This is a genomic window from Burkholderia sp. 4NA327C6, from assembly GCF_005502655.1.
In the GTDB taxonomy this organism is placed as follows: Bacteria; Pseudomonadota; Gammaproteobacteria; order Burkholderiales; family Burkholderiaceae; genus Burkholderia; species Burkholderia contaminans.
Window position 1 is genome coordinate 14,299 of the sequence record NZ_SCNZ01000057.1, and the last position, 21,186, is coordinate 35,484.

General features: G+C 63.8%; 17 protein-coding genes and 2 pseudogenes. 5 read left to right on the forward strand and 14 right to left on the reverse strand.

Going from position 1 to position 21,186, the window contains the following annotated elements; translation table 11 throughout:
* Positions 1–36 precede the first annotated feature (36 nt).
* The 4 genes from FFS49_RS36035 to FFS49_RS36050 all read right to left on the reverse strand — a co-directional run bounded on the left by FFS49_RS36035 (position 37) and on the right by FFS49_RS36050 (position 6,098).
* Positions 37–3,105, reverse strand: a complete 3,069-nt coding sequence (locus FFS49_RS36035) for an efflux RND transporter permease subunit (RefSeq protein ID WP_105819012.1) — start codon at positions 3,103–3,105, stop codon at positions 37–39.
* Entirely contained in the window at positions 3,102–4,307 is a 1,206-nt protein-coding gene (locus FFS49_RS36040; RefSeq protein WP_244104448.1) for an efflux RND transporter periplasmic adaptor subunit, read from the reverse strand. Before FFS49_RS36040 ends, FFS49_RS36035 begins: the two co-directional genes overlap by 4 nt.
* Complete coding sequence (locus tag FFS49_RS36045; protein ID WP_325090151.1) at positions 4,201–5,652, reverse strand: TolC family protein; 1,452 nt, start codon at positions 5,650–5,652, stop codon at positions 4,201–4,203. Before FFS49_RS36045 ends, FFS49_RS36040 begins: the two co-directional genes overlap by 107 nt.
* A 113-nt stretch (positions 5,653–5,765) precedes the next feature.
* On the reverse strand, positions 5,766–6,098 hold the full coding sequence (locus FFS49_RS36050; RefSeq protein ID WP_060091162.1) for a PepSY domain-containing protein: 333 nt from the start codon (positions 6,096–6,098) through the stop codon (positions 5,766–5,768).
* 305 nt (positions 6,099–6,403) lie between these two features.
* Between FFS49_RS36050 and FFS49_RS36055 the strand changes: the two genes are divergently transcribed.
* Positions 6,404–6,709 (forward strand): DUF4148 domain-containing protein, encoded by a 306-nt coding sequence (locus FFS49_RS36055; protein ID WP_081071008.1) that lies wholly within the window; start codon positions 6,404–6,406, stop codon positions 6,707–6,709.
* 313 nt (positions 6,710–7,022) lie between these two features.
* Here FFS49_RS36055 and FFS49_RS36060 read toward each other — a convergent pair whose 3' ends face one another.
* Together FFS49_RS36060 and FFS49_RS36065 are read right to left on the reverse strand one after the other, a co-directional pair.
* Complete coding sequence (locus tag FFS49_RS36060; RefSeq protein ID WP_060091160.1) at positions 7,023–7,265, reverse strand: hypothetical protein; 243 nt, start codon at positions 7,263–7,265, stop codon at positions 7,023–7,025.
* 337 nt (positions 7,266–7,602) lie between these two features.
* Positions 7,603–8,142, reverse strand: a pseudogene (locus tag FFS49_RS36065) (aldo/keto reductase); the annotation flags it as partial.
* 100 nt (positions 8,143–8,242) lie between these two features.
* On the opposite strand from FFS49_RS36065, the gene FFS49_RS36070 reads away from it, so the two are divergent.
* On the forward strand, positions 8,243–9,154 hold the full coding sequence (locus FFS49_RS36070) for a LysR family transcriptional regulator (RefSeq protein ID WP_060091157.1): 912 nt from the start codon (positions 8,243–8,245) through the stop codon (positions 9,152–9,154).
* Positions 9,155–9,187: 33 nt separating this feature from the next.
* Here the strand turns inward: FFS49_RS36070 and FFS49_RS36075 are convergent, their stop codons facing one another.
* Positions 9,188–10,771 carry an aldehyde dehydrogenase (NADP(+)) gene (locus tag FFS49_RS36075; RefSeq protein ID WP_060091169.1) on the reverse strand — a complete coding sequence of 528 codons (1,584 nt, stop codon included), beginning with the start codon at positions 10,769–10,771 and terminating at the stop codon, positions 9,188–9,190.
* A gap of 228 nt (positions 10,772–10,999) precedes the next feature.
* Between FFS49_RS36075 and FFS49_RS36080 the strand changes: the two genes are divergently transcribed.
* Both FFS49_RS36080 and FFS49_RS36085 read left to right on the forward strand, forming a co-directional pair.
* Positions 11,000–12,022, forward strand: coding sequence for an IS30 family transposase (locus FFS49_RS36080; protein ID WP_060091155.1), 1,023 nt, complete (start codon positions 11,000–11,002; stop codon positions 12,020–12,022).
* A 24-nt stretch (positions 12,023–12,046) separates the two neighbouring features.
* The gene (locus FFS49_RS36085; RefSeq protein WP_060091153.1) at positions 12,047–12,322 is read left to right on the forward strand and encodes an NIPSNAP family protein; all 276 of its coding nucleotides are present in this window, start codon (positions 12,047–12,049) and stop codon (positions 12,320–12,322) included.
* A 107-nt stretch (positions 12,323–12,429) separates the two neighbouring features.
* Here the strand turns inward: FFS49_RS36085 and FFS49_RS36090 are convergent, their stop codons facing one another.
* The 4 genes from FFS49_RS36090 to FFS49_RS36105 form a co-directional block, all read right to left on the reverse strand.
* Entirely contained in the window at positions 12,430–13,218 is a 789-nt protein-coding gene (locus tag FFS49_RS36090) for an SDR family oxidoreductase (protein WP_060091151.1), read from the reverse strand.
* 24 nt (positions 13,219–13,242) lie between these two features.
* The gene (locus tag FFS49_RS36095; RefSeq protein WP_081071006.1) at positions 13,243–14,445 is read right to left on the reverse strand and encodes an alpha-hydroxy acid oxidase; all 1,203 of its coding nucleotides are present in this window, start codon (positions 14,443–14,445) and stop codon (positions 13,243–13,245) included.
* 43 nt (positions 14,446–14,488) lie between these two features.
* The gene (locus FFS49_RS36100; RefSeq protein ID WP_060091149.1) at positions 14,489–15,802 is read right to left on the reverse strand and encodes an MFS transporter; all 1,314 of its coding nucleotides are present in this window, start codon (positions 15,800–15,802) and stop codon (positions 14,489–14,491) included.
* An 82-nt stretch (positions 15,803–15,884) separates the two neighbouring features.
* Positions 15,885–17,024 carry an iron-containing alcohol dehydrogenase gene (locus FFS49_RS36105; protein ID WP_105819010.1) on the reverse strand — a complete coding sequence of 380 codons (1,140 nt, stop codon included), beginning with the start codon at positions 17,022–17,024 and terminating at the stop codon, positions 15,885–15,887.
* 258 nt (positions 17,025–17,282) lie between these two features.
* Between FFS49_RS36105 and FFS49_RS36110 the strand changes: the two genes are divergently transcribed.
* Positions 17,283–18,260 carry a LysR family transcriptional regulator gene (locus FFS49_RS36110; RefSeq protein WP_060092547.1) on the forward strand — a complete coding sequence of 326 codons (978 nt, stop codon included), beginning with the start codon at positions 17,283–17,285 and terminating at the stop codon, positions 18,258–18,260.
* 82 nt (positions 18,261–18,342) lie between these two features.
* On the opposite strand, the pseudogene FFS49_RS42795 reads toward FFS49_RS36110, so the two are convergent.
* From FFS49_RS42795 to FFS49_RS36125, 3 genes and pseudogenes are all read right to left on the reverse strand, one after another.
* Positions 18,343–18,465: pseudogene (locus tag FFS49_RS42795) on the reverse strand (LysR family transcriptional regulator); the annotation flags it as partial.
* 397 nt (positions 18,466–18,862) lie between these two features.
* On the reverse strand, positions 18,863–20,032 hold the full coding sequence (locus tag FFS49_RS36120; RefSeq protein ID WP_060092548.1) for an IS91 family transposase: 1,170 nt from the start codon (positions 20,030–20,032) through the stop codon (positions 18,863–18,865).
* A 21-nt stretch (positions 20,033–20,053) separates the two neighbouring features.
* Positions 20,054–20,929, reverse strand: a complete 876-nt coding sequence (locus FFS49_RS36125) for a site-specific integrase (RefSeq protein ID WP_060092550.1) — start codon at positions 20,927–20,929, stop codon at positions 20,054–20,056.
* Positions 20,930–21,186 lie beyond the last annotated feature (257 nt).

The following is a 21,186-nucleotide window of genomic DNA, read 5'->3' on the forward strand; positions in this document are numbered from 1 at the left end:
GCGTGGGCTCCCGCGTCGCCAGCCTCGGAAACCGGCTCAATGGTCCGACAGTCCTGCCGACCCGGATCCCGCAACCAGCACACGCAACAGAACCGGCAGCACCAGCAAAACCAACGGAAGCTGTACGATCAGCCCCGATATGATCGCCACCGCCAGCGGTTGCTGCATCGCCGAACCCTGACCGAGCGCGAACGCAAGCGGCAGCAATGCCAGGATCGCGGCGATCGTCGTCATCGCGATCGGCCGCAACCGGTTGCGGCCGGCGGCGAGCAGCGCGACATCGGGCGCCATTCCTTCATCGCGCACGAGCGCCTGGAACTCGGAAACATAGAAGATCGCGACTTCGGTCACGATACCGACGATCATCGTCATCCCCATCATCGCCGAGATGTTCAGTTCGATACCCGTTACCCACAGACCGATGAAAACCGCGCCGGTCGCGCACAGCGGCATCGCCATCACGGCGAGCGCGACGCGGAACCGTTCGTAGAGGAACAGCAGCAGGCCGAAAACTAGCGCCACGGCGGCGCCAAACACGGCAAGCAGTCCGCGGAATGCGATCTGTTGTTGCTGATACAGCCCGCCGAGCTCGTAATACACGCCGGGCGGCAACAGATCCGCCTCGCCGAGCGCATGTTGCACGTCCGCGATCGTCGAGCCCAGGTCGCGTCCGTCGATTCGTGCGGTGACGGCTACCATTCGCTTCAGGTTGTCTCGGCTGATCTCCGGCTGACCGCTAACCGTGACGAGATCGGTCACTCGGTCGAGCGGGAACAGGTGCCCATCCGGCGCGCGGATCTGCAGTTCTCCGAGCCCCGTGCCATTCGTGCGCATCGCATTCGCGACCCACACGCGCACCCCGACCGTCTTGGGTCCCTGCTGGAATTGCGTGGCGACGTTACCCTCGAGCAGATCCGACACTTGCTGCGCGATCGCCTGCGGATCCATGCCTTCCGCCGCTGCCGCATCGGGCCGGATGTGAAGGTCGAGTGCATCGCCCGCCGGATTGATGCCGTCGTCGACGTCGACGATGCCTTGAATTTTTCCGATCCGCGCCGCGACCCGCCTTGCTGTCGAATCCAGCACGTGAGGATCATCCGAATAGATCTTGATCTGCACCGGTTGCGGCACCGCAGTCAGGTCACCTATCAGGTCCTCCATCAGTTGGGCGAGTTCGATACTTACGCCCGGAACGTTCGTTTCGATTTTCGACCGGATCTCTTCCATTACCGTATCAATCGGCTCGCGGGAACCAGACTTCAGGCGCACGAAGAAGTCGCCCCTGTTGGGTTCGTTGAGGTCGCCGCCGAGACCTGCACCGGTGCGTCGGGAATACGTCGCGACGTTCGGGTTTTCGCGAATGATCGTCTCGACCTCACGCATCAGACGATCCGTTTCGGTTATGGATGTTCCAGGCGCCGTGTGATAGTCGAGCACGAACCCGCCCTCGTCCATCGACGGCATGAACCCGCTGCCGACACGCGTAAACGCCAGCGCGGCCACGATCAGAAGCGGCACCACACCTGCCAGGGCAAGCAACGGCTTGCCGCTTACTCGTTCGATCAGGGCCGCATAGCGAATATTCATCCAGTGCGACAGACGCGACTCACGATGCTCCTCCGCATCGGCGGGAGTCAGCCAGTGATCGCACAGGATCGGAATGGCGAGCCAGCTTACGACAAACGAAATGAACAGCGCACTCGCCATGGTGATCGATAGCGCCTTGAAGAAAGCACCCGTCACACCTGACAGGAACGCGAGGGGCACAAAGATGATCAGCGTCGCGGCCGACGATCCCGCTAGCGGACGCGTAAATTCGAGGGCCGCGCTCATCACGCGGCCGTGGAATGCATGAGTGCCGGCCTCGCGCACGCGCCGCGCGATGTGCTCGATCATCACGATCGCATCGTCGATCACGAGTCCGACCGCCGCGGCCATCCCGCCGAGCGTCATGATGTTGAAGCCCATTCCGAACACATCGAGCAGCAGGATCGTCGAGCTCATCACGACAGGCACTAGCGCAACGGCAATCGCGGTGATTTTCCAGTTACGAAGGAAAACAAACAGGGTGATCGCGGCCAGTACCACGCCGATCAGAATCGCGTCGCGCACGCTAGATGCCGATGCGATGACGAGCTGACTCTGGTCATACCAGTTCGCCAGGTGCACGCCAGGCGGCATCTGCTTCTCGAAAGCGCCCAGTTTCGCGCGGATTGCCTTGGCCATCGCGACGCTGTTCGCACCCGGCTGCTGGAATACGTTGACCAGTACCGCGTCCTGCCCGTCCGCTGTGACCCGTATCCATTGCGGAACCGTGCCTCGCGACACCGTCGCGATGTCGCCGACGCGTACCTGATTGCCACCCGCAGACGACACGACTGCGTTGCGAAGCGTATCGAGTGACGTAATCGTGGTATCCGCGACAACCAGATACAGCTTGTAATGATCCTCGATCCGACCGGTCGCCATCAGCACGTTGCCCGCGCCGATCGCCTTCGATACGTCCTCGACCGACAGCTTGTACGCTGCGAGCCGGGCCGGATCAATGGCGACTTGCAGCTCGTCCTGAGCCCCGCCGGTTACTTCGACACGCGCGACGCCGTCGACCGACGACAGAAGCGGCCGCAACTGGAGCTGAGCAAGATCGCGCAGTTGCGCAAGCGATTGTCGAGACGACGTGAGGCTGTAGGCAAGCACCGGGAACACGGTGGGGTCCATCCGCTTCACCTGCATCTTCGTACCGGGTGGCAGCGACGGCAGGATCTCAGCGATGGCCGACTGCGCCTGCAGCGTCGCCTGCGCCATGTCGGTTCCCCAGTCGAAGTTCAGTGAGATCTCGGCCGAACCTCTGCTGGTCCTCGACTCGACATCGCGCACGTTCGGCACACGTCGCAGCGCTTCTTCGACCGGCATCGTGACAAGCGTCGCCATCTGTTCGGCCGGCCGGTCACCCGCGTCGAGCGATACGACCGCGCGCGGAAACGACACGTTCGGAAACAGCGAGATCGGTAACCGAAAGGCCGTCAGCGCGCCGGCGACTGCAAGCAGCGCCACGACAAACAGCAGCGATCGTCGATGCATCTGCATCCATTGGCCGAAATTCATTGGCGCGCACCTGCGGCCATTCGCACTGCCATCCCGTTCTGCAACTCGTAGTTGCCGGTGACAACCAGCGGTTCCGCCGCGTCAAGCGGTCCGTCGACGCCATAGCGGTTACCGCTCTCCACGCGCACCACGACGTCGACGCGCTGCGCAGTGTGCTTCGGCGTCACCTGGAACACGTATGCCCCCTTCGTGTCGCTCAACACCGCGGTGCGCGGCACCACCCACCAGGTCCCGGTCTGCGTCGCAATATCGGCGCTCACATGTGTTCCCGGTATAAACGCGGTGCCACCGAGTGGTACGTTCGCACCGACGTTCACGAGTTGGCTTTGCAGATCGATTGCCGCGCCCGCCACGACGACTCGCCCCGCCGGATTCGCGTGCTCGAGCGCGGTCGACAACCCATGCAGCACGACGGCATCTCCCGCGTGAATCGACGCCGCTGCCGACGGATCGACACCGAGCGTCACATTCGCTTGCCGGCTCGACGAATTTGCGACCGCCGCGAGCTGTGCGATCGTTGCGCCGGCCTGGATCTGATCGCCGGGGAGTGCGGTCAACTGCGACACGACGCCTGCAAACGGCGCGGCGATCGTAACGTCTCCGCCACGCACCCCCATCTGATGCTGGGCTGCCAGTCCCTGCTGCGCGTCATTCAGCGCCTTCTGCGCCGCGGCAAGCTGCGATTGCGTTGCGAGGCCGGCGTCGAACAGCGAGCGCGTACGCTCGAGTTCGCCATGCGCGAGCGTCAGCGCGCTGGTGGCTTGCGAAGCCGCCAGTACCGCGGCGGGGTCGGCTTGTACGACGACGAGCGCCGCGCCGCGTGCCACCGTCTGGCCCGGCAGCACAAGCACTTTTCGAATGCGCGCGGCATACGGCAGGTTGATCGAGGTGACGCTCGACGACGATGCCGCGACGATGCCGTACGCGCGTACCGGTTGCGAGATCGGCGCGCGACGCACGGTCACGGCGTCGACCGTCGCGATGACGGGTTCGTCGGCACGCGCCGGGCCGGCCCATGCGGCAAGCAAGGCAAGCGTGGCGGCCAGTGCGGCTGCGCGGCGGTAGAGGGAACAAATCGGAGCGGATGGCATAAGATCAACGCTGGGTGGAATCGGTGGAAAATGCGTCCGGGATCGCGCTGCCGAGCAGCGCCTGAAGGCCGATACGCTGTTCCGCGAGCGCATCGCGTTGCGTTTGCGCATCGATCTGTCTCGCCAGCGCGGCGAGCTGCGCATCGGTGTACTGTCCAAGCGCGATGTCGTGCGCCGCGAACGCTTTTCGTGCGCGCCCGGCCGCCTGCACAAGCGCCGGCAGCGCGGCCTCGTCCTGCGCGAGCTGCACGGCTGCGAGGTGCGAATCGTTGCGCAGATGCGCTATGTCTGCGTACGCTGCATTCAGCCGGGCCTGATATTCATCGGCGAGGCGCTGTCGGGTCGCCTGTTCGATCGCCACATTGCCGCGGTTGCGGTTGAAGATCGGCAAGCTAAGCGCGATCTGGAAGCCGGTTGTATAGATGCCGGATGTATCGCGTGCGCGATCAAATCCGACCGTCAGGCTCGGAAACTGGTTCAGGATCGCCGCGCGGTATTTCTGTTCCTGCGCTTCGTAACCGGCCTGCAGCGCAATCAGATCCGGGCGTCGCTTCGGCAGCGCGGCCAGTGCGGCGTCCAGCGCGGGGCGCGATAGTGCGGCCGGCCGGCTCGAGCCGACGAGCTTCAGGCCGACGTCTGGCGCGAGCCCCAGCAACAGGTTCAAGTCGTGATGCGTCTGCTCGCGGGCCCGGACCATGTCGTCGTATTGCCTGCGCGCGTCACCGTAAGTCGTCAACGCAACACTCACGGCGTCGTCGGTCATGTTACCGGCGTGCCGTGCATGCTCGATCCGTACGTAGCGCGTCAGGTCGAGATCTCGAGCCTGCTCGAGCAGCGGCAGCACGGCATCCTGGTAACGCGCCTTCGTATAGAGCTGTTTGGCTTGCGCGACGACTTGCCACTCCTGCCAGAGCAGTCCCAGATCGGTCTTGCGCGCAGTCGCGATCGCGGACCGCTTGTTGGCGCCTCGCGAGACGATCGCCATGACGTCCATGCTCAATCCGTAGTTGAACGCGCGCTCGAGCCCCGCGGCGCCGGGAAAATCGCTCGATACCGACAGCTGCGGATCGGGTAGGAGGCCCGCCGCGAAAGCCTGGGCCTGCGCAATGCCGAGGTCGTCGCGCGCGAGCTTCAGGTCCGGGTTGTTCGCAACGGCCAGCATCGCCACATCTTCGATGTCGAGTCCGTCGGACGGGTCGAAACGATGTGCCGCGAGTTCCGGCAGCGGCATGTTCCCGGAATCGATTTCGAAACGAGCAAGATCGTTTTTCGACAACGCGGTCGACACTTGAGAAAGCGGCTTTTCGTGATAGGTCGTGCAGCCGGTGATGAGGCCGCATAACGCAACGCACAGTGATGCCGATTTCCATCTGCCCGACAGAGTGCTAACAATCATTGTTGACACCAAGGTATGAAGACTTGAAAGCGAAATGCAATCGATAGCCTTGCATTGCAACGTACGGGCAAATTCTCCCGCCGCCCACCTTAAGTGCATGTTAACAATGCGCCGACCATGCAACGAATCCCGTGCATCGCGTCAATGCATCCTGCAATGCACGGGACCAACCCTTAGTCGAGCGCGTCATGGCCGTCGCGGTCGGAACTGTCGATGCTGGACGTGAGGATCGTTCCGTTGTTCGAATCGACACGAACGTCGTATGCCTTGCCGTCGCTGACCACCTCGACGTCATACACCCAGCCTTGCTTTGAATTTTCATACTCTGCTCGGGCAGCCTTGCCGTGCACATGCCGCTCGGCAGCAGTCACCGCCTGTGCGAGGGTTACGGGTGCGTGCACGACCGACATGGCGTCATTTTCCCCGTTGCCATTCGCGGCATAAGCTGCTGCGGCGCTCGTAGCAGCCAAAGCGGCAAGAACAGAAAGTTTGATGTAGCGATTCATGATTTCTCTCCGAAGAAGCGCAGGAACTTGCGCAAGTCGAAGCGTACGAAGGGAGACTTAGCTTTACCTTAGCTATGCAATTTTTCTGCATGAAAAACCGCCGGAATGGCGAATGATGCGCAACGCGAACATGCTTCAGAATTCCGTCCTGAATTTATCTTCATAACCGCAATGTCAATCAAATATATCGGTTTCCTATATTTATAGTTAACCGCATCTTAAGGTTGAACTGTCAAGCTTGCCATGCCGGTTGCGAATCTCGTGTGTTCGTACCGGAAATGCGTAACTTCATACAGAGACCGATCATGAACCTTAAACTCAAGCTGCTCGTCCTATCGCTGGCCGTGCTTTCTCCGGCGGCATCGTTCGCCCAATCCGACAACGTTCCGCTTACACGCGCGCAGGTGCGGGCGCAACTGATTCAGATCGAAAAAGCCGGATATTTTCCGCAGCGCAAGGATCCCAACTACCCCGACTCTCTTCTGGCCGCCGAGCGGCGTATCTCGCTTGAACGAACAGGGAGCGGTGTTGGAAGCGATCCTGAAAATCGGGCCGCATCGGGACAGCATGTGTGGAAGAATAACGTGGGCCAGTTGTACCGGCATCACTGATTCAGAATGCCGGGCAGCTTGATCACACCGCTTCGGGAATGGTGGGTCACGTGCGGGTACGCCGGAATGGCTCGGCAAGCCATTCCGGAAATCCTGTCGTTCCGGTGTGCCCAGCAGCGCGAGACGCAGGGATTCGAACCGTCGAGCGATATTCGACCGCTCCGCCAGATACCCGGACCGAGTGGAATGATGCGCCCCCCAAGGTTCTGACGTCAGGCGCGGTCCATGCGATGCGCGCTTGAACCGCGCATGTATGCGTGAGGGACCTGCATTCCTTTTTGATCTGCCAGCCGGAAAACTCGCTGTCCAGGCGCTACCGCGGCAACGCTCTTTCAGCGTCACGCATCTGGTCCCCTGCTCGTCTCGGCGTCGTCGTCGGCACCTGTCGCTGCGCTAGGTGTCGCGCGTCGTCGATCGCACGATCCTCACGCGCCACCCTGATGCGCTCGAGCGTAACGTCCGCGATCGCGATACCGGTACCCTGAACCTTTGCGGACGCGAACGCTGGAACCATGGCGAGTGCTAACGCCAGCAAAGCACTGATATGGAGTTTCATCGTGTTGTTCCGCGATCGCGGCTCCAGCCCTTCACATTGTTACGGAATTCAAGTGCGTGCTGTCGGTTCGACGACACCGGCCGCTACGTTCGACATCTAGAATGCGTCCCTGTCGTCCATTCCTTCCACGTTTGACTTGGCGGGGCCAAGTATCGGGCCGTCTCGCGCCAATCGTGGACAGAACAGCCACTGCACTCATCCTAGCTCGACAAACTTAGGGAAAGCTTAGGGCGCGGCCCGGCTTGCCTTTCCGCGTCACGGTCTCGCCTGCACTTCCGGTGCATGGCGACATACCGCCACGGCCGGCGCCCGACCGGGCCGGCACCTGTTAACGGCCCCATGCCTTGATCACCCCTTCTTCACGCAGCCGCGTCAGCGCGCGGAACGCGCCTTTGCGGGCAATCTCGAACTGCGACAGCCACTCGTCGCCATAGAAATCCTGCGCGATGTCATGGATCCAGACGATATCGAGACGGTCGGTACGCAGCCGCTTCAGGCTGTCTTCGATCGAGCGCAGCGTCGCGTCCGCCGAGTAGTCGTTGACGACACGGTTGGGCCGGCCGTGTTCGAACAGGCCCCCTTTCTCGCCGAGATCGCGCGCGCTGGCGTCTTCGACTTCGTCGAGGATGATCCGGCCGACTTTGGTGCTCAGCACGTACTCGTCGCGAGGATGGTTGGCCAGCACTTCGCCGAGACGCAGTTCAGCCAGACCCGCCCCGTACAGTGGCGCGGTGTCGAAGTAGCGAATGCCGTGCTGCCACGCCGCTTCGACAGTCGCCGCGGCCTCTTCGTCGGGGATGTTGCGGAACATGTTGCCGAGCGGCGCGGTGCCGAAACCCAAGGTGACGCCAGCCGGCAGTGTGTCTTTGAGACTCATGAGGTACTCCAGTTGTCAGGGAAAACGAGCTCAGTCTAGGTTGCCAAGTTATGCCCGTCCAAGACATAATTAGACAAACTTGAGTCACACGAGGTCTTACATGCTCGACATGCGCCAGCTTCAATACTTCATCGCGGTCGCGGAAGAAGAACACGTCGGCCGCGCCGCCGAGCGCCTGCATATTTCGCAATCGCCGCTCAGCCGGCAGATTGCCCAGTTCGAAGAAAAGCTCGGATTGACGTTGTTCGAGCGCAGCCAGCAGCGCATCCGGCTGACCCGGGACGGCCACACCTTTCTGAGCGAAGCGCGCGCGTTCATCAGGCACGCGAACCGGCTGGAATCGCTGGGGCGCCGGCTGGGTCGAGGCGATGAAGGAGGCCTGTGCATCGGTTATCTGGAGACGGCGATGCACTCCGGCGTGCTGCCGCGCGCGCTGAAAACCCTGCGCGCGGAGCGTCCCGCCGTGCACATTGCGTTGTACAACTATTCTTCCGCGGCACAGCTGGAAGGCTTGCGCGAACGCAGCCTCGACATCGCGCTCGTTTGCGACCCGCCTTCCGTCGACGATACGGAGCTGGATTCGGCGCTGGTGTTGAACGATCCGATGGTGCTTGCCGTGCCCGACGAGCATCCGCTTGCCGGGAAGCGGGATCTGACGGCTGACGATCTCGCCGCGCAGCACTGGATCGGCGTCGCGCAACAAGAAACCGCGTCGCGTCACGGCGCCTTCGTCGCGGCGTGCGCGAAGGCGGGCTTCTCCCCGAACATCACGGTGGAAGCGACCGAGCCGCTGGCCGCATTGGGACTCGTTACGGCAGAACTCGGCGTGACGATGATTCAACAGAGTCTTCGTCATCAGGTGCCGGAAGGCGTCACGCTGCGCGAACTTCCGTGGTTCAGCTATCACACACCGCTGTGGGCGGCCTGGCATCAGGTCAATCTGCGGCCGCTGGTCGGCATCTTCCGGGAGATTTTGACCAGCGCAACGATCGCCGCGCTGGCGGACGCATGACCCCGAGATCGGTCGCGCGTCCGCATCAGGCGATCACTTCGCCAGTTCGATCCTGCCGTCGAGGAGACGGTTGATCGCCCACGCATTGCCCTTCTTCAGCGCTTCAGGCAGCAACCCATCCGGCATGTCCTGATAGCTGACGGGCCGCAGGAAGCGCCGGATCGCCAGGCTGCCGACCGAGGTCGAGCGGCCATCCGCGGTGGACGGATACGGGCCGCCATGCACCATCGCATGCCCGACTTCCACCCCGGTCCCGAAACCGTTGACCAGGATGCGGCCCGCGCGCCGCTCCAGCGCTGGCAGGAACGACCGCACCGCGTCGTGATCCGCATCGTCGATATGGAGCGCCGCCGTCAGCTGCCCTTCCAGGGACTCGATCAGCGCGAGCATCGTCTTCAGGTCAGGACACCGAACAACCAGCGACGACGCACCAAAGATCTCCTCGTGCAGTTCGACACACTCGCGGAACGCTTCGGCGGTCGTCGAAAAGAGCGCGCCTTGCCCCTGGTTCGCTCCGGTCGGCACATGCGCGCGCGCCACGGTCTGCACGCTCGGATGCTCGACGAATTTCGATACCGACGTCTCGAAGGCCCGATGGATGCCGGGCGTCAGCATCGTCGCGGCCGGCGCCTGCGCGAGCCGCTCGGCCGCCGCGGCGATAAAGCGATCGAGCGCCGGCCCGTCCACCGCGAGAATCAATCCCGGATTCGTGCAGAACTGCCCGGCGCCTAGCGTCAGCGACTGCACGAACGCCTGCGCGATCTCGACGCCGCGCTGCTGGAGTGCGTGCGGGAACAGCAGCACCGGGTTGATGCTGCTCATTTCCGCATACACGGGCACCGGCTCGGGGCGCGCGTTGGCGATCGCGACCAGCGCCGTTCCTGCATGCCGCGAACCGGTCAAGCCCACCGCCTTGATCCGCGAGTCGCGAACGAGCCCTTGCCCGATTTCCACGCCGCTGCCGAACAGCAGCGAGAACGTCCCCTCCGGCATCCCGCAATCCTTCACGGCCTTCTGCACCGCGAGGCCGACCAGCTCCGACGTGCCCGGATGCGCCGAATGCGCCTTGACGATCACCGGGCATCCGGCCGCGAGCGCGGATGCCGTATCGCCGCCCGCCACCGAGAACGCGAGCGGGAAATTGCTCGCGCCGAACACCGCGACCGGCCCGAGGCCGATGTGCCGCAGGCGCAGATCGGGACGCGGCAGCGGCTTGCGCTCCGGCTGCGCCGGATCGATGCGCGCCTCGATGAAGTCGCCCGCGCGCACGACGCCGGCGAACATGCGCAGCTGGCCCACCGTCCGGCCGCGTTCGCCCTCGACGCGTGCGCGCGGCAATCCCGACTCCGCGACGCAACGCTCGACGAGCGCGTCGCCCAGCTCGAGGATGTTGCTCGCGATCGCTTCGAGGAACTGCGCTCGCGCTTCGAGACTCGTCTCCCGATAGCGGTCGAACGCGGCCCACGCGAGCGCGCAGGCAGTCTCGAGATCGTCGGTCGTCGCGCCGCCGAAAGCCGGCTCCATGCGCTCACCGGTCGACGCGTCGATCGCGTACGTCACGCCGCTCATGCCGCGCCGCGCGCTGTGACCGATCAGCAAATTACCTGCGATGTTCATTTCCATTTCCTCAGTCAATAAATCGAATACTCGAATCCGGGCGTCGCGCATGCCGATGCAATTTCAATTGCATCGGCATGAATTCCGCATCACCAAAATTAAATGAAATGTTTTCAAATCCTCCGCAACGAGTCAATATGATTTGCATGACAGATTTTCATAGCGTTATAAAAAACGGCGGCCTCAAATCTAAACTGCAACACTCTCGCCAGCCGGTAAAGTCCGCGAATGGCAAAGAGCACGTACCAACAACTGCAACCTGAAGAACGTATGCGAATCGATTTCTGGCGGGACGAGGGATTGAGCTTGCGGGCGATCGCCCGCAAGCTCAATCGTGCGCCCTCGACGTTGAGTCGCGAGTTGGCCCGCAACTCGCAGACCAACGGTCTGTACTGCCCACGTGTAGCCCAAGCGTCTCGCAACGCCCGACGGCAGGCCGCCCGACCGCCGTTGAAGCTCGCACCCGATTCGGTTCTTTGGGGAGTCGTTTGCCAGCGCTTGCGCGAACGCCAGTGGTCGCCTCAGGAGATTGCAGCTACCCTGAAGCGCACCTTCCCCAACGATCCGAGCCTGCACGTGTCCCACGAAACGATTTACAACGCCATCTACGCCCAGCCTCGCGGTGAGTTGCGCCGCGAACTGATTGCCTGCCTGCGCCAGCACCGCAACAAGCGCCTGCCGCGATCGCGCGGCACCGATCGGCGGGGGGCGATTCCCGACATGGTCAGCATTCACGTGCGACCGCCCGAGATCAACGACCGCCTCATGCCGGGCCACTGGGAAGGCGACCTCATCAAGGGCGCAGAAAACAAGTCGTCCGTGGCCGTGCTCGTCGAACGCATGAGCCGCGCCGTGCTGCTGGCCAAGATGCCCGATGCGACTGCTGCATCGGCGCTCGCCGCCTTCACGACCAAACTGCAATCGCTCGTCGAGCCGCTGCGTCAAACCCTGACCTACGATCAAGGTCGCGAAATGGCCCGACATGCCGAACTGACGGCCGCGACCAACGTGCGTGTCTACTTCTGTGACCCGCACAGCCCTTGGCAGCGCGGCACGTGCGAAAACACCAACGGCCTGCTGCGCCAGTACTTGCCCAAGGGCACGGATCTGTCCATCTACTCTCAAGAGGACCTCGACGAGATTGCTGACAACCTCAACACGCGACCGCGCGCCACGCTGAACTGGCACACGCCTCTGCAAATCCTCGCTCAGGTTCTGGCTAACCCCACGGACCGAGTTCCTGTTCAGTAATCCGCGAGGTGTTGCACTTCACTCTTGAAACCGCCATACATCAGGCACTTCGAAAAAGAAGGTCTGCAGATCATCTCTCGTTACGCAACACTGATCGGCTGGTGGCACACGGAAATCGGCACGCTGAACCAGGTCGTACATATCTGGGCCTATGAAAGCCTCGACGAACGCATGAAGCGTCGCGCCGAGCTATTCGCAGATCCGGACTGGATCGAGAAATTCATTTCGAAAGGCTCGCCGATGCTGATTAATCAGGAATCAAAAATCCTGGTGCCGGCGTCGTTCTCTCCGATTCGCTAAAAGGCGAATCTTTTACTTAAATGATGATTTCCCGTCGCGCCGGCCAATAATCGGAAGCGCGACGGGCAATCGTTATTTCACCAAACGACGAATCAGAAGGCGCCCGATCAGAACGTGCCCGGATACGCGCCGCCGTCCAGCAGCACGTTCTGCCCGGTGAAATACCCCGCGTGCGCGCTGCACAGAAACGCGCAGACCGCGCCGAACTCGTCGGCCGTGCCGAAGCGCCCGGCCGGAATACCCTGCCGCTTCGCCTCGAGCGCTGCCTCATAGCTCTTGCCCTGCGCCTTCGCCCCGGCATCCGTCGATTGACGCAGACGGTCGGTGTCGAACAGCCCCGGCAGCAGATTGTTGATCGTCACGTTGCGCTCCGCGATGCGCTTCTGCCGTGCGATCCCCGCGATGAAGCCGGTCAGGCCCGAACGCGCGCCGTTCGACAGCCCGAGCACGTCGATCGGCGCCTTCACGGCTCCGGACGTGATGTTGACGATGCGCCCGAAACCGCGTTCGGCCATCCCGTCGACGGTCGCCTTGATCAGCTCGATCGCCGTCAGCATGTTCGCGTCGAGCGCAGCGATCCAGTCGTCGCGCGACCAGTCGCGGAAGTCGCCCGGCGGCGGGCCGCCCGCATTGTTGACGAGAATGTCGATGCGCGGCGCGGCCGCGAGCGCAGCTGCGCGGCCCGCGCTCGTCGTGATGTCGCCGGCCACCGCCGTCACCGTCACGGCCGGATTTAGCTGTCGCAATTCGCGTGCGGTCGCTTCGAGCGCTTCACCCCCACGCGCGGTGATCATGACGTTCACGCCCTCGGCGACGAGCGCCTGCGCGCATCCCTTGCCGAGCCCCTTGCTTGCCGCGCAGACCAGCGCCCAGCGGCCCTCGATATTCAGATCCATCCGTGTTGCTCCTTGATTCAGACTTCAAACGATTGTCACTTCGGCTCGTGCCGATGCCGCGCGATCGCGGCCGGCGAGCAGCCCGGTGTCGCCGCGCCGAAACAGATTGTGTTTGCCGATCTCGCCGACGCTGCGCACGCCCGTCAGCGCCATGCTCACGTCGAGCTCGTTCCGCAGAATCTGCAGCATGCGCGTGACGCCCTCCTCGCCCATCGCGCCCAGCGCGTACATGAACGCACGGCCGACCATCGTGCCTTTCGCGCCGAGCGCGAGCGCCTTCATCACGTCCTGGCCGGTGCGAATGCCGCCGTCCATCCAGACTTCGACGTCGCCGCCGACCGCATCGACGATCGGGCCGATCGCTTCAACTGTGGACGGCGCGCCATCGAGCTGACGGCCGCCGTGATTGCTGACGACGATCGCATCCGCGCCGACCGACGCGGCCATCCGCGCGTCCTCGACGCTCAGGATGCCCTTCAGCACCAGCTTGCCGCCCCACGCGCGCCGGATCGCGGCAACGTCGTCCCAGCTCAGCGTCGGGTCGAATTGCTGCGCAACCCACTTGCTGATCGTGATCACGTCGTTGCCGCCCTTGATGTATCCGGCCAGGTTGCCGAACGTCTTCGCGCCGGACAGCGCGCGCAGCACCCAGCCCGGCTTCGACGCGAAGTCGAGCAGATTGCGCGGCGTCAGTCGCGGCGGCACCGTCATACCGTTTTTCAGGTCCTTGTGCCGCTGGCCGTTGATCTGCAGATCCAGCGTGACGACGAGCGCCGAGCAGCCGGCCAGCTTCGCGCGCTCGATCAGCGACGCGTTGAAGCCGCGGTCGCGCATCACGTAGAGCTGGAACCAGAACGGCGCGGACGTGTGACGCGCGACGTCCTCGATCGAGCAGATGCTGACCGTCGACAGCGTGAACGGCACGCCGAACTGCTCGGCCGCGCGCGCGCCGAGCACCTCGCCGTTCGCCCACTGCATGCCGGTGAGGCCGGTTGGCGCGATCGCGACCGGCATCGTCACCGTCTGGCCGATCATCGTGCTTGCCGTGCTGCGGTGCTCGACGTTGACCGCCACGCGCTGCTGCAGCTTCACGTCCTGAAATGCGCGGGTGTTCTCGCGATAGGTCGACTCCGTGTACGAACCGCTGTCGACGTAGTCGTAAAACGCCTTCGGCACCCGCCTTTTCGCCAGCAGACGCAGATCCTCAACACATGTAATGACTGCCATTCGATTCCCGCATCCTGAACTTTGATGAATCGCTACGAACCGCTCACTCGGCCGACCCGAGCGCCGCGCCCGGCATCTCGTCTTCCGGCTCCGCGAGGGTCACCGGACCGCGCACCATCGTGACGTACGCGAGCGCCGACAGCAGCGCGACGACCGCGCTGACGATCAGCGCAATGACGAACGAATGCGTGCGGTCGACGACGAGGCCGGTGACGATCGGCGCCGCCGATCCGGCGAGAAAACCGCCGAAGTTCTGGATACCGCCGAGCGAGGCCACCGCAGGCTTCGGCGCCGCGATACTGATGAGCGACCATGCGCCGCCCGATGCCATGTTGATGAAGAGCATCGCCAGCGAGATGTACACCATCGCCATCGACGCCGACGGCGTCAGCGCCGCCGGCACCGTGAACGCAGCCGCGCCGACAAGCCCCACGGTGATCGGCCACTTGCGGCTCGTCACCGGCTTCATCCCCTTGCGATACAGCCAGTCGGCGATATAGCCGCTGCTGATCATGCCGATCGTGCCAAAGAAATACGGAATCGCGACCAGCCAGCCCGCGCGCGCGACGCTGATCCCGCGTTCGTGCTCGAGATAGGCCGGCAGCCAGGTCAGATACAGCCAGACCATGTAGATCACGCCCACGAAACCGAACAGAATGCCCCACGTGGTGCGCTGACCGAACAGGCTGCGCCACTGCGCGCCGGTGAGCGGCTGCGGCTTCGCCTCGTGTTCGGTGCCTTCGGCCAGATACGCTTCTTCCTCCTGCGTCAGCGCGACTTCCGAGCGGTTGCGGTAAGCCACATACCAGCCGAGCGAGGTCAGCACGCCGAACACGCCGGTCGCGATGAACATCTCGCGCCAGCCGAGCGTCAGCATCAGCGCCGTGAGAATCGGCGGCGCAATCGCCGGGCCGATCGTGCTCGACGCGACGAAGATGCCGGTCGGCGCCCCTCTGTCGCGCAGTGCGAACCATTCGCTGATCACCTTCGCGCCTGCCGGGAACTGCGGCGCTTCACCGATGCCCAGGCAAACGCGCGCGATAAAGAATTGCTGGATCGTATGCACGAAGCCTGCCGACAACTGCGCGATCGACCAGAGCAGCATGCCGACGCCCAGCATGAAGCGGGAGCCGAGCCGGTCGAGCAGCACGCCGACCGGCAGCTGCGCGAACGCATACGCCATCGAGAAGGCCGACAGCAGCAGCCCCATCTGCGCGGCAGACAGCCCCATTTCACCGCGAATCGTGCTGTTCGCGATGGACAGCGCACTGCGATCCAGATAGTTGATGCAGCCTGCCAGCGTCAGAAAAAAGATCGAGATCCGCTGGATGCGGCGCAGCTTCTTGCTTGCCTGCATGGTGAATGTCTCCGGTTTGCTTTTTGGAATGTGCCGTCTGTGCGGCTGCTTGTGCCTCGGTTACCCGCCCGAGCGCGGCGTCTTACATCGATGCTTCGAGCATCGCGACGTAATCGCTTTCCGATGCCACGCGCGGATTGGTCTTGTGGCTGTGATCCTTCAGCGCGCCCTTGACGATGTCCGGGAACATCTCGCGCGTGACGCCCAGTTGCGCGAGGCCGGTCGGCAAGCCGAGCCGTTCGGTCATCGCGCGCAACGACGGCGCAACTTCCGCGCCGCTGCCGAGCCCCATCGCCTTCGCGAGACGGTTCAGCTTGTCCTCGTCGCGCACCGTCGGCGCGTCCTGGTTGAACTCGATCACGGCCGGCAGGAAGATCGCATTCAGCGTGCCGTGATGCAGGCGCGGATTGATCCCGCCGAGCGAATGGCTGAGGCTGTGCACGCACCCGAGCCCCTTCTGGAACGCCAGCGCGCCCTGCATCGATGCGCTCATCATGTTCAGGCGGGCCGTGCGATTGTCGGGCTGATGCGTGACGCGCTCGATGTGACGCCATGCGCGCCACAGGCCGTCGAGCGCGATGCCGTCCGCCGGCGGATTGAACGCGGGCGCGAGGAAGGTTTCGATGCAGTGCGCGATGGCGTCCATGCCGGTCGCCGCGGTCAGCATCGACGGCAGACCGAGCGTCAGCGCCGGATCGCAGATCGCGACCTTCGGCACGACGAACGGCGAGATTACGCCGACCTTGCGGCCATCGTCGAGAATCAGGATTGCGCCGCGACCCACTTCGCTGCCAGTGCCTGCGGTCGTCGGCACGGCGATGACCGGCGCCGTCCGCGACGTGATGCGCGCGAGGCCGCCTTCGATCACGGCGAAGCTTTGCAGCGGGCCTTCATGCGTCGCGCAGACGGCCACGCCTTTCGCGAGATCGATCGCCGAGCCGCCGCCCACCGCGACGATGCCGTCGCAATTGCCGTCACGGTACGCGGCCACCGCGTCGCGCACCGCGGCCTCGTTCGGATTCGACGGCGTGCCGTCATAGATCGCCACCGGCGTCGCGCTCGCGAGCGCGTCGAGCACGGTGTCGATGATGCCCGCGGCCCGCACGCCCTTGTCGGTCACGATGAGCGGACGCTGGATGCCGATGCGCGCGCATTCCTCGTTAAGCAAACGGATGGCGCCGAAATCGAACTGGATCTGCGTGATGTAGTTGATGAGGGACATGGCAATGAGCGTCAGTTATAGTGAGTGCGAATGTCGGCGCGCCTGAGCAATGGGTGAAAACCCTCTCAGTGCGTGAATAACAGGACATTCTCTTGCTAGGCAGGTGCCAGTATAGGGAGCACGCCAATGCTCGGTAATTGAGAGTATTTGATACTGATATAACTTTTTATCAAGCCTGGTAGATGAACGAGTGTTATATTGAGCCCGCCCAAAAAACCGAGCGCGCCCGCTATCGGTATAACCCACCGCCAAATCCGCATGACTCCGTCACTCAACTCGATCGTCTCGCGGCTGCACCTGAAGCAGTTGCGCCTGCTCATCGCGCTCGGCGATCACGGGTCGCTGCTGAGCGCGGCGAAACAGGTGTCGCTGACGCAGCCGGGCGCCAGCAAGGCGCTGCAGGAAATCGAAACGACCTTCGGTACGCCGCTGTTCAATCGCACGAATCGCGGGCTCGAGCCGAACGAGGTCGGTCATTGCGTGATCCGCTATGCGCGGCTGATTCACACCGATCTCGCGCATCTTCGGGAGGAAATCGTCGGCATCATGCGCGGGCACGGCGGACGGGTGTCGGTCGGCGTGATCATGGGCGCCGTGCCTCAACTCACCGACGCGGTGTCGGCGCTGATTGCTCAGCATCCTGAAATGTCGGTGGAGATCGTCGAGGACACCAGCGCGACGCTGCTCAGCCTGATCGATGCCGGCCGGCTCGATCTCGCCGTGTGCCGGACCACGATCAGCCAGACACCACAGCTTTACGAGAGCATCAAGGTTCAGGACGAAACGCTGGCGGTGATCGCGAACATCCATCACCCGCTGTGCAACGCGACGCAACTCACGCTGAAGGATCTCGCGGATTTTCGCTGGGTCGTGTATCGCGCCAACATGCCGATGCGCATGCTGCTCGAACGGGAATTCCTCGAAGCCGGGATTCGCTTCCCGCTGCATCTGCTCGAGACGACCTCGGCGTTCGCCACGCTCACCCTGCTGCAGAACAACCCGAGCTTCGTCGCGCTGGTGTCGATCGACGTCGCCGAGTTTTTCTCGTGTCACGGCATCACACGCATCCTGCCGGTGCCGCTCGCGTCGCGAAGCGAGCCGTACGAGCTCGTCACGCGCAAAGGTGCGCCAATTTCGCCCGGCGCAAAGCTGCTGATCGAGCGGCTTCTGGCGACGTCGGCCGGGGATAACGGCGATAGCGGCAAGCCTGCCGGCGACGACGCGCAATCGCATTGAACGACCGCCTGAACAACAACCGCTGACCGCCGGGCATCGCAACCGCCCGCTCGGCGCCCGAATTCCGTGGTCCGCGCGGCCTCGTCATGAAATCGGACAGGCACACGATCCCCGCGCCGTCGAGCGCGAGTTGCCTGAGCGGCTCGCCGCTCGATGCCCGAATTGACGGCGTGATCCGGTACGGCTCACCGTCCGGGCCGTCGATTTCCGGCAATCGCATCGGGCGGTAGTCGTTAAGGTTTATTCGAGTCGTTAAGGTTTATTCGATGCCTGCCATCGGCCGCAGGAATGTGCATGCCTCCGCGCGTGTCGGCAGGCGTCGAATAAGCCCGATGGAGGAAACCGCGGAGTGCCCCAATGCGGTTGAAGGCTTTGCGGCTATGGCGATTGATAGGCCGGGATGGTCAGTGGTGTCGGATTCGGCAGGGTCAGGCGGGGTGCCGGACGGTCGCTAACGCCAGAGCGAAGCGGTAGAGTCGTGCATTCACGAGGATGAAGCGGGCGGGCGAAGCGCTTCGCGAAGCGACACGCGCAAACGTCCGCTCGTGGGCCGCGTTGCCGCAAAGCCGACGCTCGGTTCGGATATCGGGGAACCGTGGAGTTCATGTCTGCTCCCGGCGCATTGGCGGTGCGCGGATCGGGGCGCTGCGCGCGAGGATGTCGACGACGATCATCGGTGCGCCGCAGTGCCGGCAGATGAAGACGGGCCGGGTTTCGATGGTGGCGTTGTCCGGTGACGGGCTGATCCCGGGGGCGACGTGCAGCAGATCGCGCACCCTGGCGAGCCTGGCGCGGCGCACCGGGTTGGCGAGCAGCCCGTAGTGACGGATGCGATGGAAACCGCCGGGTAGCACATGGAGCAGGAAGCGGCGTATGAATTCGCCGGCTTCCAGGGTCATGGTCTTGTAGCGGGTGCGTCCCTTCGCGCGGTAGTCCTTCCAGCGGAACGTCACACCGCGCTCATCGAAGGCGACGAGGCGCTGGTTGGAGATGGCAACGCGGTGCGTGTAGCGTGAGAGGTACTCGAGCACCGCGTTCGGTCCGGCGAACGGGCGCTTGGCGTAGACCACCCATTCGCAGCTACGCAGCGGCGCAAGCCACCGGGCAAAGGTGGCGGGATCAGCGAGCCCGGTGTACTCGCCGAAGAACTGCAGCTGGCGATGCCGGTGGGCCACTTCGAGCGCGTCGAGGAAGCGCCGGCGAAACAGGCGTGAGAGCACGCGCACGGGCAGAAAGAAGCCGGGCCGGCAGGCGATCCAGCGCTCGCCGTCGGGCGAGAGTCCGCCGCCGGGGACGATGCCGTGCACGTGGGGATGATGCGTGAGCGCCGAGCCCCACGTGTGCAGCACGAGTGTGGCCCCGATCTGCGCGCCGAGATGCCTGGGATCGGCGGCGATCGTGCGCAGCGTGTCGGCGGCGATGTCGAGCAGCAGGCCGTAGATGATCCGTTTGTTGTACCAGGCGATCGCACTGACGGGCGCGGGCAGCGTGAAGACGACGTGGAAGTATTCGACGGGCAGCAGATCGGCCTGGCGTGCCTCCAGCCAGCGGTGTGCGGCGCTGGCCTGGCACTTCGGGCAATGCCGGTCCCGGCACGAGTTGAAGGACACCTCTGTCCTTGCGCAGCCTGAACAGCGCAGCACATGTCCGCCCAGCGCCGCGGTGCGGCACCGTTCGATGGCTGACATGACCTTCAGCTGCCCCAGGCTCAGGTGTGCCGTGGTCCGCCACGCTGGCCCGTGGCTGCGGAAGATGTCCGCGACCTCCAGCATGAGGCGCTACAGCGCGCGGGCCTACTCGGCGGGCAGACGGTCCAGCGGACTGGTGACCTCGTGCAGCAGGTCGGTGGCCACCTGGACATAGAGCGCGGTGTTCTCGAGCTTCGCATGGCCAAGCAGCACCTGGATCACGCGGATATCCACCTTCTGTTCGAGCAGGTGTGTCGCGAAGCTATGCCGCAGCGTGTGCATGGACACGCGCTTGTCGATGTGCGCCGCCTCGGCGGCGGCATGAATGGCGCGGTTCAGCTGTCGCGTGCTCAGCTGATCGAGCGGATCGAGCCCGGGAAACAGCCACCCGCCATCGAGCATCTTGCCCTGCGCACGGGCCACGCGCCACCACGCACGCAGACGCTCGAGCAGCACCGGCGAGAGCATCGCGTAGCGGTCGCGGCGGCCCTTGCCCTGCTCGATACGCAGGGTCATGCGTTCGCTGTCGACGTCGGTGACCTTCAGCGCGACCACTTCGCTGGCGCGTAGCCCCGCGCCGTACGCGACCGACAGCGCGGTCTGGTGCTTGAGGTTGCCGGCCGCCTCGATGAGCCGCCGCACTTCATCGGGACTGAGCACGACGGGCAATATGCGGGGCACACGCACCGGTTGCATCCTGACCATCAGCTCGGGCCGGTCGAGCGTGACCGTGAAGAAGAACTTCAGGCCAGTGATCGCGTGGTTCAGCGACACGGCCGACGTGCCGTGGTCGACCAGATAGAGCTGGTAGCGCCGCAGGTCCTCGACGGTGGCCGTGTCAGGTGAGCGCCCGAGAAACCGCGCGAACTCACGCACGATGTGCAGATAGATGTCCTGCGTCTTGGGGGCAAGCTGGCGCATGCGCATGTCGTCGATCATGCGCTGGCGTAATGGGCTGGCGTTTGCCGGTAAGGAGGTCATGATTCGGCTCCTGTTGAGGAACGAGGCGGATTGCCTCACTCGCCAACATAAAGCCACGTGACCGGCCTCTCCCTGGCCTCCAGCGTCGGACCGGAGCCCCTACCGCGCGAGCGGTTTAGTCCTTCGACCCCGAACGGATCTTGGACTCACCGCGACCACATCGCCAGCTTCCAAGGTACAGCGGTCATTCATCCCTCGTTCCGGACGGCAAATCATATGCGACCGCGCAGAAGCCAAGTGACCATAGAAACGATTGA